Source organism: Methylomonas sp. MK1 (assembly GCF_000365425.1).
GTDB lineage: Bacteria > Pseudomonadota > Gammaproteobacteria > Methylococcales > Methylomonadaceae > Methylomonas.
This window is the reverse complement of the sequence record NZ_AQOV01000001.1, coordinates 110,288-124,794: the sequence shown is the minus strand read 5'-3', so window position 1 is coordinate 124,794 and position 14,507 is coordinate 110,288. Positions and strand designations below refer to the sequence as shown.

General features: G+C 55.5%; 7 protein-coding genes. All 7 read right to left on the bottom strand.

From position 1 onward, the window contains the following. Window positions 1-3: 3 nt before the first annotated feature. The 7 genes from G006_RS24575 to G006_RS0100475 all read right to left on the bottom strand — a co-directional run bounded on the left by G006_RS24575 (window position 4) and on the right by G006_RS0100475 (window position 14,497). Entirely contained in the window at window positions 4-7,389 is a 7,386-nt protein-coding gene (locus G006_RS24575; protein ID WP_152428771.1) for an RHS repeat-associated core domain-containing protein, read from the bottom strand. Window positions 7,390-7,419: 30 nt separating this feature from the next. Further along, window positions 7,420-8,820, bottom strand: coding sequence for a putative Ig domain-containing protein (locus G006_RS0100505; RefSeq protein WP_152428770.1), 1,401 nt, complete (start codon window positions 8,818-8,820; stop codon window positions 7,420-7,422). 794 nt (window positions 8,821-9,614) lie between these two features. Then, complete coding sequence (locus G006_RS0100495; protein ID WP_020481189.1) at window positions 9,615-9,941, bottom strand: hypothetical protein; 327 nt, start codon at window positions 9,939-9,941, stop codon at window positions 9,615-9,617. Further along, the gene (locus G006_RS0100490) at window positions 9,938-11,194 is read right to left on the bottom strand and encodes a DUF58 domain-containing protein (protein ID WP_020481188.1); all 1,257 of its coding nucleotides are present in this window, start codon (window positions 11,192-11,194) and stop codon (window positions 9,938-9,940) included. The genes G006_RS0100495 and G006_RS0100490 overlap by 4 nt, the downstream gene beginning before the upstream one ends. A 13-nt stretch (window positions 11,195-11,207) precedes the next feature. Further along, window positions 11,208-12,125 carry an AAA family ATPase gene (locus G006_RS0100485; RefSeq protein ID WP_200860416.1) on the bottom strand — a complete coding sequence of 306 codons (918 nt, stop codon included), beginning with the start codon at window positions 12,123-12,125 and terminating at the stop codon, window positions 11,208-11,210. Between the two features lie 92 nt (window positions 12,126-12,217). Further along, window positions 12,218-13,063, bottom strand: coding sequence for a S26 family signal peptidase (locus G006_RS0100480; RefSeq protein ID WP_020481186.1), 846 nt, complete (start codon window positions 13,061-13,063; stop codon window positions 12,218-12,220). Between the two features lie 228 nt (window positions 13,064-13,291). Further along, window positions 13,292-14,497 carry an NAD(P)/FAD-dependent oxidoreductase gene (locus G006_RS0100475; RefSeq protein ID WP_020481185.1) on the bottom strand — a complete coding sequence of 402 codons (1,206 nt, stop codon included), beginning with the start codon at window positions 14,495-14,497 and terminating at the stop codon, window positions 13,292-13,294. Window positions 14,498-14,507 lie beyond the last annotated feature (10 nt).

The window sequence follows — 14,507 nt, the reverse complement described above, 5'->3', positions numbered from 1 at the left end:
CCGTTATTTCCTGAAAGCATCTGGATACATGGATTTATTTAGATTTATAAGGTCTTGTAATGCGCTATTAGGGGCGTCAGTAAAATTTCTCAAATCGTAAATGTCTTTTGCTAATTGATCTCGCGCTGTCCCAAAAAACTCACCTTTGACAGTTGGAATGGCTTTGTGCAATTCAGTGGGTAAAACAATCGCAGGTGCATTCTTCGGATCATAAGTCGAGATTGCTTGACTCAAAGGATGAGATTGTCCTACATGATGTATCTGCAATCCGTCAAATGGCGTTGAATTAGCTTTAAGCACATTTGCAGGCCCAACATCATAAGCCTGGACTCCCTTCGTTACATCGACAATATTATCAACCTTATTGACTGCCCGCACCGTTCCGGCAAGTTCGGACACACCGGGAATAAGGCCAAGTCCGCGTTCCCAACCGGAAAGCTCTTGTCCTCCAAAAAGGGTAGTTCCCTTAACTGCACCATAAATGTCGGCATAAACGCCAGCAGGTGTGAAGCCAACGCCAAGATCGACGGCTGCTCCAGGGTTGCTGCTGAAATAACTTTTTCCAGCTTCCCATTTATTTGAAACAGAATTCGCCAGCAACCCATTCGGATCATTAAAGTTAATCGGGTTGTTATGAACGTAGGTATATCGGTTCAGGCCATCGGTATAGCCCAAAGGATCTCGCTGGGTAAACCGAGTCTGGTTCGGATCGTAATACCGGGCCCGGTAGTAAGTCAGCCCACTGGCGTCCGGTTCCCTGCCGGTATAGCCGTACTGCGGTATAGTGCCTGAGCTTGCGATTTTGCTGCCGTAAGCGTCGAACCTTTGCGTGCCAGTGACGGCTTTTGTTGCATTGGTGGTGGCGAGGACGGAGCCCAGTCCGTCCTGGTGGTAATAAGCCGCCGTGGCGCTGGGCAGGTTGACGTTGCCTGTCAGTCTTGCCAGCGGGTGGTCTGTGCCGGCTTGCACATAAACAGCATTTGCTGTGGTCCAGCCGCTGCCGGGGTATTCGGCGTAGATTGAGCTACCGTCGTAATGGTAGTTGGTGGTGGTAGCGCCTTCGGTTTTCTGGGTACGTCGGCCTTGGTCGTCATATTTAAAGCTGCCGGTGGTGACCGCGTTGACTTGGACTTGATTAAGCCGGTTGAAGCTGTCGTAGCCGGTTTGGTTTTGCGTGGTACCGGTGCAGCTTTGGTCGTTAGCTCGGGTGACAGTGCCGCCGCTGCATTTTTTGGTTTGCTGGCCGGCTGGATCGTACAGATAGGCTTCCAGCAAGCTCCCGCTCAGGTTGGTTTGGCGGACTTCGGTCAGTTGGTTCGCCGCATCGTGTTTGTAGGCGATGGTACTGGTGGCCGGAACGCCGATCTGCTTTTGCACCCGGTTGCCGTAGACGTCGTGGCTGAAGCTTTGGGTTTGGCTGGGCGTGCCGTTTTGGACTTGGGTCAACCGGTCCAGCGCGTCGTAGCTGTAGGTGTAGCCGAGGGTGGCTTGGCCGGATAGGCTTTCCTGGTTGGTTTTCCTTCTGCCCAGGCCGTCGTAGCTGTATTGGCTTTGTTGGATGACCGTCGCGGCGTTCTTATGGGCGACCTGGCTGAGGCTGTTATCGCTGTTCCAAGTCTGGGTTTGACTGATGCCGTTGGGATAACGGGCTTCTGTGAGCCTGCCGCCGTTGTCGTAGTCGAAGGTGTAATGGTCGAAGTTGGGCGCCCACAGGCTGATTAGCCGGCCCACTTCGTCATACAAGTAGTAAGTGCCGCGTCCGTCGTTGTCTTGTAGGCTGTCCAGCTGACCGCCGGGGCTCCAGGCGTAGCTGAGGGTTTTTTGGCCTCGGCTGTCGGTAACATCTTGCAGGCGGTGGGCGGCGTCGTACGCGTAGTCATAGGCCACGTCGAGCTGGCTGCCCGGCGTCGGGCTCCAGGTTTCGGCGCGGGTGGTTTGCCCTAGCGGGTTGCGGGTGTAGTCGATTTTCCTGCCGTCTTCGGCGGTGGCGCTGAGCAGTTGGTGGCCGTAGTCCCAGACGTAAGTCAGGGTGTGGCCTGAGCTGCCTGGCGTTTGCACGGTCTTGACGTTGTTGTTCAGATCGTAGCTGAAGCTGGTGACCTGGCCCAGGGCGTCGGTCTCGCTAAGTTTGCGGCCAAAGTCGTCGTAGCTGTAACTGACCTGGGTGGCGACGGTGTCGCTGCTGCTCGCGCCGGTGTCGGCGTTGATGGCCGTGCCGCCGTCGGCGGTGGTCTGGCCGGCTTGGAGGGTCTTCAGGTTGCCCAGGTTGTCGTAGCTGTAGCGGGTCAGTGGCCGGATGCTTTGGTTGAAGGTGGCACTGCCGGGGTTTTGGTCGACATGGGCCGGACCGGCCACGCGGATCAATTGGCCCAGGGTGTTGTAAGTATTCAGCGTGTCGCGGGCGGCTTCGCTGGAACCCGCCGCCGGGGTATCGGTGGTTTTAACCACTTGGCCCAGCGCGTCGTAGTCGAACTGGCGGATTTGCCCCAGGGTGTAGCTGGCTATCTTGGGTTGGGTGACGGTTTTCAGGCGGCCGTCCTGGCTGGCGTTCCAATAGCTGTAAAGTGTGCTATTGCCATTGGGGTCTGTGACGGATTTAACCCGACCGGCGGCATCCAGTTTGCGGTCGACGTGATGTCCGGCCTTATCGTAAGCCTTGGTCCAACGGTTGACGGCGTCGTAATCGAAGTCCAGCGTGTAGTTGTCGGGATCGGTGATTCGGGTAAGGTTGCCGGCCGCGTCGTATTGGTATTGCGCGACGTGGCCGCCGGCATCCAGGGTTTGCTCAAGCCGTCCGGCGCTGTCGTAACTGCGAAAGCCCGAGTCCCATAGCCGCAGTTGGCCGTTCTGGTTCAACACCAGTTCCTGGCCTTTCAAGCGACCGTCGCCGTCGTAAAAATAATCGCGTGGGTGACCGGCGGCATCGGTACCGGTCAGTGGCAAGCTATCGGCGTCATAACTGCTACTGACCGTCTGCCACTCGCCGTCTATGCCTAGCGTCTGCCGGCCCAGGCTGTCGAATTGCAGCGTGGCGCTGTCGGCGGGGTCGGATGCATTGATTAGGCCGTCGCCGGTCTTGTCGCCCAGGCGCGCGATCTGGGTCGGATATAGAGTGTTGGCATCGTAAGTGGTGGTGACGGTCGGTCCCGTGCCGCCGGCAAAGCTGCCCAACACCGCGCTGGTGAAGTCGCGCAGGGTTTTTGTTTGGGTGGGCTGGCCGGTGGCGACGTCGTAGTTGCGTTTAGTCCAGGCGGCGATGTTGGCTATGGCCGGGGTGGTATTGGCAGCTGGGATGATGCCGGTTTTCAGCCGCACGCTGTCGGTGAGGTTGCCCTTGGCGTCGTATTTGAGCAGGGTCCAGTTGCCCTTGGCGTCCTTGATACGCTGCGGGGCGTTGAAGGTGGTGAAATCGTAGTATTCAGTAGTGGCGCTGGAGGGCTGGGTGATGCGGGTGACGTTGCCAGCCCCGTCGTATTGGTATTGCACATTTAAGCCAGCCGGGTCGGATTCGGTCAGGCGATTGAAGGGGTTGTTCGGATCGTAACTGTAAGCGTGCACGGCGCCGGCTTCATCGACGATGCGTAGCGGGTTGCCGTTGGCATCGAAGGTATGCCGGCGCTCGAAACCGCGTTCGTTGACGGTGACGGTTTCGCGGCGGAAGTCCTGGTAACGGAAGGTGGTGGTTTCCGGCAACAGCGTGCCGTTGTTATGCCGTTGGTGGCGGAATACCCGGCCATCGACGTAGTACGAAAACTGCATGCCTTCGCCTTGCGGGGCGGTGGTGGTTTTCAGGGCGTGATTCAGGTTTTGGCCGTCGGCGCTGCTGTAATAGGCATAGGTGACCGGCGCATGCTGGCTGGCGACAGCCAGCGGGCTTTTGTAGCTGGTCAGGTTGCCGTTGCCGTCGTAACCGTATTGATGGGTGGCCAGTACGGTGCCGCCGATGGCTAGCACTTGCACTTGGTCTATACGATTAGCCGTGTAATGAAACGCTAGTTTACGGCCAGGGCCGTCAGTCACCGTACACAGCACGTTGCCGCAACCGGTGTTGTAAGCCAGGGTCAGGGTGTTGAGGTTGCGGTCCTTAAGGGTCAGCAGGCGGGCCGCTTGCCCGGCGGTAACGCCGGCATTGCTTTCGAAGCCGTAGCGCAAGCCGTTCTTCTCGGTGACGCTCCAACTGCCGTCGGCTTCGCGTTTCAGCGCGGTATACACGCCGGGCGCGGCCTGGAAGGCGCTGTTAACCGGCACGCTGCTGCCGGCCAGACGAAAGAAGCGCTCCGCGCCGCTGCCGTCCAGCCAGCCGACTTTCACGAAACCGCCGTCGACGCCGTAAAAGTTCAGTTTGTGATTAAAGCTGTGGGTCCAGCCGAAGCCCAAGGGGCCATCCTGGGGATTGCGGCTGTTGTAATTGCGTTCGAACACCAGCGGCAGGCCCCGGCCCGGTACGGCAATATCCTTTTCGCTGTGGTACAGGTTGCCCGTCGCCAGATTGACCGGGTCGCCACCCCAGCTTTGCAGCCAGTTCAAGCCATTGGACAGTGTGGTGGAGTTGATCGGGAAGTTGCTAAAGAAGTTGCTGGGTAGGAAGCTGTCGCGCGGAAAGCTGCTGGCGACTGGGGTTGGGTTGACCAGTGCCCAGCCGCCGCCCAGCTTGTTGATCATCGCGGAGATATAGCCCTTGGTTTGGTTTTCAGCCATGAAAACCCCGCCGTTCCAAGGTTGCAGGTTATTGCCGGCTTGCCCATCCGTGTAGGCAATGGATTTTTTCGGCACAATGATCGTCGCACCGTCATTGATATAAGTTGTGATTGTGGCTTGAAATGGATTCATGGTTGAATCCATCAATGTCGACCAGTTGCCGATATTGGCCGAGTTCAGCGTGACCAACGGATTGGCACCGCCCGATTCGCCGGCAAACTGCAACCCTCGCACCGTCGATACGGCGTCGGTACGAATCAACTCCTGCCAGATGAAGTGCTCGTAGGCCGAGGATGTATAAGCCGATAATTTAAAGGTTGGCCATATCTCGTTGCGCAAAGTAGCGCTATCGGTTGCCGTCGTATCGAGTTTTACGAACTGGGCCAGACCGCCCTTGACATCGATATAAGGGCCGCTCGGATGTACCGCAAAAGGCAAGTCGAACAGGTAATCGACCTTGAGACCGGCTGCGGTCAAACCCAGATGCGTACCGCTTTCGCCGCTGACGCCTTGCAGTTCGCCCAGCCGTTGGTTGGCGTCGGTGACATAACGCAGGTATTTCAGTAAGGCGATATGCAGCAGTTCGCCTTCGGTATTATCGTAATTGGCGGCGTTGGCCGGCGTCGGTGCCGTGGGCGCGGCTTGCACCGATTGGATCAATCGGTCGGACCGTTCCGCCAGCAGACGATCCGAACCTTGGCGGGCGTAGGCCATCAGCGCGTGATGGGCGCCGGCTTTCAAATTGGTGTAGACGGTTTTGTTGAAACAATGCTGATCGGTATCAGGCGTACTGTTGGCGGGGTCGTCATTGGGACAGGATGGGCTACGCGTGGTGTCATCCAGGGTGACTTTCATGATCAACCGATGCTCCGTACCCAAGGCGATGGAACCGGTACCCGTCGTTTGGATTACGCCGTCGACTTTGATAACCGGATGGAGATTCACCAGGCTGGGCGGGATGGCCAGATCGCCGTTCCAGTTATTCCAATCGGTTTGTGAGGCGGCATCCGGCACATAGGATAGCGTCACCCGCTGATGAACGATGGAGGGCAATGACAGGATTTGCTCGGCAACCAGATCGGTGCCGCTACTGTTTCTGACTTTAATGGATAGTCGATAGCGGTGGCTCGCCGGCAGGCTAGCGATTTCGGATGAACTGGTGCCGGCCCAACTGCCGTATTGCACCACTTGGTAAGGTAAGGTGATCGGCAAAATGTCATAGGTTCTAGCGGTTTGTTCGCCAAGGTAAGGTACGTCCAGCAAGGTGTTGTCGGCATTCAAGCTCTTAACGTAACTTTCGACCTGCGTGGCGTAGCGCTCGTGCGGCAAGGTAGGCGTGCGGCTGCCCAAATAGCCGGTGGCGCTGTAATCGAAAGCAACGTTTTGTTGAATACCGGCAATACCCGGTTGATAGCTTTTGTCCTTGAAACTCGGGTCTAGTGGAATCCAGCGATAGCCGGTGTTGTCGGCAGACGCGCCCCGGTAATTGCCGTAAGGCAAACAGGCTTCCACCCAGACGTGGCGTAATTGGATGCCGTTCGCATAGGAGCCGGCACCGGGATTTTGATTGGTAGCCAAGATGGACGCGGCTGCTTGATAGGTTTTAGCGCCGACCCAACGTGGGCCTCTACCATTGGCGCCGAGATTGGCGGCATCAAGCACCCGCACATCGCCCAATACATAGCGAGCCGGTATGTTGGACACGCGCAGCAGTGCGATCAGCAACGACGCTTGGTCGGTGGCGCCGCCGGCACCGCTATACAAGGTGCCGAGTGAGCCTTTCATCGATCCGAAGTAAGGTTCGAAACGGATGGTGTTATAAACGTATTGATATAGTTTGACCGGCGAGTAATTCAGTTTCGCGGCAAGGTCTCGGATTTCCTGGGAGATAACCACGTCTTCCGTCGCGGCCAAATCGGTCGGCGCGTAACCGCAGGCCACCGCTTCGTTGGGCGTCGTCGGCACCGCTGCTTCAGCCGGCGTCCCCAACATATCCAGCAGAAAAGCATAGGTTGGCATATCGGGTTTGAATGGCCCGGCGCTCAGATAGCGCGGTAATTTTTTACTGGGTGCAACCGGCGTGGGCGTGACCTCGGCGCCCAGTCGGTTAGTAGGCGTGGGAATTGCTTCGGGCGTGGCCTCGGCGGTTTGTCCACGGCGGTGCAACGCACGCAGTTCGGCCTTGGCGTTGCCCAAAGCGCGGCGGCGAGGGCCGTCCTGATGAGCCGAGGAGAATCCCGCCAATGACCGATCAACGCGGTCGAAGCGCTGCGCGACCTGCTTGGCATAATGGTCGAAGGCAGCCAATTTATCGGGCTGTTTCATCCCGGCCAGTCTGGAACGCACCCGGTCGAGTTCGGCTTCCACGTCCTGGCGTAAATCCGCGATTTCAGAGCGTTTGCCTTCCAAAAGTTCTTGTTTGGAGGGTAGCCGGTTGGCTTGGCCGGTCTGCTGTAATTGGTCCTCGTTGTCCGCCTCGTCGAGCAGTTCGGCGGCTTCTTCCAGATGCTCGCGCAGTTGCTGCGCTAAGGCGTTGCCCGGCTGTTGATGCACCTTGAGCAGCGATTGCACCACGGCCTCCGGCAAAGCGGTTGGGTCTTGCGGCGCGGCGTACGGGGTTGAGGTCGCGAGGAGGCCCTGGCACAGCATAGCGAACGCCAGTAGAAAGCGAAAACGGGAAACGGGAGACATGAAAGAATCCTTGGCAGAGCCTTTAGATATTTAGCGAAGGTCGCGTGTTTTGGATTGCTCAACATGCCGCATGATGAGGAAAAGCAACCCCCCCATGATCAGCATGGCCCAGGTCGGTAGTGCCGGCACTTGGGTGGGTTCACCGGGCTCCGCCACTTCGATTTGACTGGTGACGGAGGTGTGCATATCCGCTGCCAGCACTTCGTAGGTAAAATTATAAAAGCCTAGCGCCGTGGGTATGCCGGTAATCTGGCCGGTATTAGTATTCAGGCTGAGTCCGTCCGGCAGTTGGCCTGAACTCAATAACCAGCTATAAGGTGGTGCACCGTCATTGGAAGTCAGCGTTGAAAGGTAGGGCTGATCGATGATGGCCTTGGTTAAGGGGATGGCCGTGGTGACACCGGCAATGCTGCGACCATTTCCTTTGAGCAAGCCAAAGGCATCGGGCACGTTGGGATTTGTACCGAGCAAGGCCTGTGTCTCCGTGCCGTCCGGCAAGCCGTCGTTATCGGTATCGGCCAATGTGGTTGCCGGGAGCGCCGCTAAGGTCAAGGTAGTCAGCAACGCATCCCCGCCGCCCCAACTGCCGTCGGCTTGTTGCTGAGCGATGAGAAAGTTCTGAGCGCTTACGGCGGCGGGATCGTTGGCGCCGGCCACGGTTACCAGCGCTCGATAGGCCAGCGCGGTTTCCAATACAGTGCCGGCGCTGCCTTCACCGAAACCGCCTCCGGGTGTTTTCTGTTGAGTCTTCAGCCAGGTAATCCCGGAAGTTATATAGCTCAATACGGAAATGGGGTTACTGATTTGATCATTGGTACAGTCAACTGAATATCCGTTGTATCGCTGAAGTGCTATCAAATTGAATGCCGTTGGGGTGATTCGGCTTGGTGGGACCCCCGTATCTGACTTTATATATGGCCAGCCAAAATCAGTGTTCTGCTGCCCATAAATAAAACAAACAGCATTAAATTCCGATGTGTACGTGGTTCCAGTTTGTTTGATAGCTTCCAAAGCCAGAGATGTATCGGGAGAACTGCCGTCGAAATGATCGTAAGCGCCCCAGCTCTGAGAGGTATCGTTGCGTAACGCAATCAGTCGAGTCATCAATCCTGAGACATCACGCCCGGCTTTGTAGAGCGCGATGGCTTGGCGGGCTAAGGCATCCGTGCTGTAGGCTTCATGATTTTGCAGCCAGGCAACACCGTTAGCATAAGTATCGCTCTTGGTCATGCCGGCATTAACCAAGGCTTCAACCGCAGCGGCAGTTTCCGCCATTTCCAATCCCGGCGCTCCCTGCCAACTGCCGTCGCCGTTCTGGTGCGTAATCAGCCAGGCCATGGCTTTGAGACGGGCATCGTCGACGGGCGCCGCCAGGGTGGCTGTTGCCATGAAAAAACCTGAGCACACCGCAGCCAATCTTAAACGCTTCATTTCCATATTCTCCCTGATCCGATCACCTGAGCAGGTACTCAGCCTCAATCAAATCTGACACCGGTTGTTTTAAATTTGGCTGGTCATCGCACCGCGCGATGCCATAACCATCCATTGGTCAAACTGCATTTACCTGAACGCCAAACGAGACGCTGCCGGGCTTAAGTATCCGAATCGGAATCAGACAAGCTCGTGCGTAGGTCTACTGCTTTTACGAGCTATGGTTCGCATGACCTGGTAAGCGGTTATGTGTTGAAATGACTAACAGCTCAAATAACGGCCTCGATAAAAAATCTACCGGGCAAATATGACAAGTGTATTAATGGACAAAAATAATACTCAATATGGTCGTTGGGGTAAAAACTAGGCCATAAAGTCCATCAAGCGAGATAGGAATATTTGGGGGGCTTACCTATCCAGCTTACAACAAATATTAGCTATTTCTAATTTTTACCTTTTCGAGGGGATGGGCAAAAATAGCCTTGATGGGATTTTACTCAGTATAATATTTTTCTAATTTTTTGATTTAAAAAGTAATGGAAAAATTACGCGGTTTTGGGCTTACAACCCCTAAAATCACCCAAAGTGGTTTTGCAGGCAAAAACCAAGATTGCCCGGCAGTTGAACATCGGAGAGCTACTATCAAAAATACATGAATTTAACAGTACGATGAATATCGTTATTATTCAATAAGTTATCAAAAAACTGATTGGCGATTTTGAAATCGATTTTTCGGCTGCAAGCCAGTGATACCAAGGGCTCCAGATGGATGCCGGGACAAACCGTTCTTTTGGTTAATTAACCCCATTGTAGGAAGCCTGCAACATCGCCAACAGATACAAACCGGCGCGCGGCATCCCCCAAATCGGCATAAATACCAATACGAACAGTAAAAAACCGATAAACAACACCGCCTTTTGCCACACCTTACCCGCTCCCGAAAGCCAGTGGCTTTGCCGCCAACCGACAATGGACGTACCACCGAAGACGATAGCCCAGAACAGCATTTCCCGCGCAAAGCTGCCGTATTGGATATCCAAAAACGCATTGCAGGCAACGGCCAGCCATTGTGCTAGAAACAATCCTACATAGACTGGAAAACTCAGCGGCGATGCGGTCATCGGTTAAACAGCTCCGTTAAGTTGTCGCCTCGCCTTACCGTCACGCAATGCGCGCTCAATTCCAACAAACCGGCGCTCAATGTCCGGTTGCCGTTGTCGCGACGGGACACACCGGCGGCGCTTAGGAAACTGTCACGTTCAAACAATACCGCGAACAAATACACGCCCTTGGCCCGCAGCAAAGCCAGCGCCTGCAGGGTTTCGGCATTGCGGTGGGGCGGCTCCGCCAATAACAGCAATACCGTTTCGCCGCGGATGCAATTCAACGCAATCTCGGTCAGCAATTTGGCATACGGCGTGTTGCCGTCTGCCTCTGCGACTGCCAGCGCGTCAAGAATGGTTTGATAATGAAAATCGCCCTTACCGGACAGAATCCGCAACGGCTGCGCGGCATTAGCCAACACGCGGCTGTGCATGTTCTGGCCACAGGCATAAGCCGCCACGGAGGCGGCAATGCGTATCGCGTATTCCAGGGTGCTGTGCTTGCCGCGGCCGATATTGGCATCCTTGGCTAAATCCAAGGCGATGCAGATGCAGGCTGACGCCAGGGGTTCGAACTCCTTGACCATCAACTCATTCAAGCGTGCCGTGGTCGGCCAATGAATATGCCGAGGATTGTCGCCCCGCCGGTATTCGCGCAGGCCGGAAAACTCAGCAGCACCGGCGCCCTCCGGCAAACAATAACCACCTCGGTGAATCTGGCTGGGCGCGCCGAACAGCGGCAGCGATAGGATAGGAAATACCATCGGGTAAATGGTCAGGGTTTGCAGGGAACGATCGGCACGGCTGCGCGACTCCGCCAAGCCCAACGGAAAGCTGGACGCCAAGCCCATCGGTCCCAGTTTATAAAAACCGCGCTTTTCGCACAGCAAGGGGACGTCGAAACTACGCGCGCCGCGGCCCGGCACGTAAGCGACGCTGCCCAGCAATTTGTCACCGTCGTTGGCGCCTTGTTCTGCGGCACCGACGAACGGTAAGTGGTCGACCAACTCCACCATGAAGCGCGGCAGCCAGCCGCGATTTTGTACGTCGACCCGAAACACAATGGTTTCGCCTTCCAGCGCCCGTTGCGGCCCTATCCGCCGCACCGACAAGCGTTGAAGCAACCAACGCGGCCAGAGCATGCCGGTCAATAAGGCGGCGCTGAGCAATGCGGCGATCAGCCATGGCAGACTCTGCTCGCGGCTGATCGCTGCCAAATACGCGGCCAGCGTAAAGCCGCACAAGATTAAAAATTTCAGCCTCAGCGCCATTGCTGTCTAGCGATCAAACTACCGGCGGTGGCAGCCGGTCGAGAATTTCCGCGAGAATCTCGCCGGCATTGCGCCCCAGTACCGCAGCCTGCGGTTTGACGATCAGGCGGTGTTCCAAAATGGCCGGCGCGATGATTTTCACCAAATCCGGCGACACGAAATCCCGACCGCGCAAATAAGCCAAGCCTTGCGCACCGCGCGCCAGAGCCAAGGTACCGCGCGGGCTGATCCCCAATCGCAAATCGCTGTGCAGGCGGCTGGCGGCGCTGATGCCGACCATATACTTAGCCACGTCCATACTAATATGCACCGCCTTGACCTGAGCCCGCGCCGCCAGAATATCGGCTTCGGACGTGACGGCCGGCAAGCTGTCGATGGGATGAGTCTGGGTTTGTGCTGCCAATATCCGCATTTCTTGTTCGATACTGGGGTACTCCATCCGCAAGCGCATGAAAAACCGGTCCAGTTGGGCTTCCGGCAAGGCGTGGGTGCCTGCCATATCGATCGGGTTCTGGGTAGCCAGCACCATGAACAGTTTGGGAAGTTCATGTGTATGCCCGTCCACGCTGACATGAAACTCTTCCATGCATTCCAACAGCGCCGATTGAGCGCGCGGCGTGGCCCGGTTGATTTCGTCGGCCAGTAGTAAATGGGTAAATACCGGTCCCGGCCGGAATTCAAAATCGGCGGTTTTTTGATTGTAGATGGCGACGCCGGTAATGTCCGACGGTAATAAATCCGAGGTGCATTGCAGGCGTTTCATATCCACCGCCACGGAACGGGCTAATGCCCTGGCCAACATCGTCTTACCGGTGCCGGGCACATCCTCCAGCAACACATGGCCGCGGCACAGCATCGCCACCACTGCCAATTCGATGACCGGCCGTTTGCCGATAATGACTTTTTCGACGTTTTCGATTAAAGAAAGCATGGCATCCATTAGCTCAGGATTGTCCTATTAAAGAGATGGGCGGGAAATTAGAGAGCCAAGCTTAGCAGAGCCTGGCCGTTTGTCATTCCAGGCTATGGGTTAATGCGCTTGGCCGCGAATTCGGTATCGGAAAATAGCGCCAACACCGCGAATATCACAATCGCCACCAGTGTCGTGCCCGCTGCGGCAACAGATAAACCAAAAAACGTCAACCAGGAAACAAACGCATAATAAATGGCCGGCATGACGGCTTTATAACCAAAGGATATGCCTAAGACCCCGAATAATAACCAGATGGCAAAATTCAAACCAACGCTAATCCGCGCCAGGTGATAAACCGGTTTAACAATACGGTCCTTACGCTTGCCCAATCCGAAAAATACCAGGCCATAGAGCGCGATCAAAGCCGAACCGTAAACGAATAGTTCCGGGTGCTGGGCTGCCGACGTCGCTTGATCGAAGACATAAAGCACGCTTGCATTTATGTTGCTTTGCGCCAATAGATGGTTTGCCAATGTCTCGGGATTCGTGGACTCAGCAACGTCCGGAATAAAATCCGGGAAATAGAAAACGGCTTGTTGCGGCACGATTAACGTCGCGTTGAGCAATGTATTCCGCGGATATTCAGCGGCCGGTTTGCCGTTAACCGACAATACGCCCGCCGTAAAACCGATTTCATCGCCGGGCATACCGACGATTCTGCTGATCTGCAGTTTGCCGGCAGCATCGTTAAAGCTGATCAAGCGTCCGGCTGCCAAATCGACTTTAGCAGACATTACCATAAAAGCGTTCTTGGACAATTCCTTGTATAAGGGATTGGCCGATGCCATGCGGCTGATTGGGTGGCACAAAACGGTATAAATGATCGGTAAGCCGAAAACGACCACCGCCAGCAGGCTGAGTAGCGTTGGCCACAACGAAGATTGATTAACGCTCATAGTGATTCATCTCAGTTGAAAGCCCTAAAGACTAGCACAGCCTAAAAACCGTGCATGTCGGTGACGTGGACAGCTGGCTGTCCGGATTTGGATATGTCTAATTCTCCGCAATGTCTGGCACTTCATCAACAGCGCCGATTTAAATTCGCTGTTGTGACTGTTGATCAAAAAGGAGTGGAAAAGTAAAAACGCTGCTTGGCCGGCAAAGATTGGAAATTTTTGAAAAAACTAACTTACGCTGCGGCGACCAGCGAGCAGGCTTTGTTGCAACTTGTTGTCGTCGACCCATAAGTCGCCAGCCAACAATTGGGCAATCTGAGCTTTCAGTTCGGGCGCGCGGTCAGCTTCGAAAAATAAGTTATGGACTATGTTGGAATGATAAAAGCGTTCTACGAACAGGCGCATGGTGTTGAAGCCTAGCAGGTAATGGCAGTCATCCTCCGCGTGCAACTCGGGGTCGGCTTCCCATCCTTCGGTAAGCCCGAAATGGACGCGGTCGGCAACGCGGGCGGCGCTGGTGAGCGCCAAAAATACGCCGGACGAAAACACCGGATCGAGGAAGCCGGCCGCATCGCCGCAGCAGGCATAGCGAACACCGTAGCGGCTTTGGTTGGTGTAACTGAAATCCGCTTCGACCCTTACCGGCGCGAATTGCTCCGCTCCTGTTGTTAAACGACTCAGGAGCGGCGAGGCCGCCAGATAACGGCGCAACAATTCTTCCGCATCGCAGTCCTTGGGACGCGCTTTCTGTACTACCAAGCCCACACTGAGGCGCCGCTCGGCCAGCGGAATGATCCAGATCCAGCCGATGTCCACGACCGGCACGTATATATTGCCGGAACGGAACAATTCATCGGCCTCCTCGCCCGGTTGAATGTTCTCGAAGTGGGTGTATACCGCAAACTTACCCAAATTTTCGATCCGTTTGATGCCTTTGTCTTTTCGGCCCATCAGTGCGCTGCGTCCGGTGGCGTCGATCAGATAGCGGCAGCGGTATCGGCTTTTATCAGACACAATGCTGACGTCGTCCGCTTGACAGGAAACATCCAGTACTTTTTCTTGCTGATGGGTTTCGACACCGTGTTTCGCGGCGTTTTCAAACAGCATTTGGTCAAACGGTGCGCGCTCTATTTGATAGGTTTTGCGGTGTACGCTCAGAGGGAAATACATACGTTGTTCGGTAGCTTCGTCCATAAATACCGCGCCGTTTTTCGATAGATTGCCGGCACTCCAATCTACGCCCAAACGCTGAATAATGGGCTCACTGAACGGCAGCATCGATTCACCAATGTGAAAGCGTGGATGCCTACCACTTTCCAACAGCAAAACCTTATGACCATATTGTGCCAGCAAAGTCGCAGCCGTCGAGCCGGCCGGGCCGCCACCGACGACCACCACATCATGGTCAAAACTGTTTTGCTCGTTGTTTATCATCTTTAAAGAT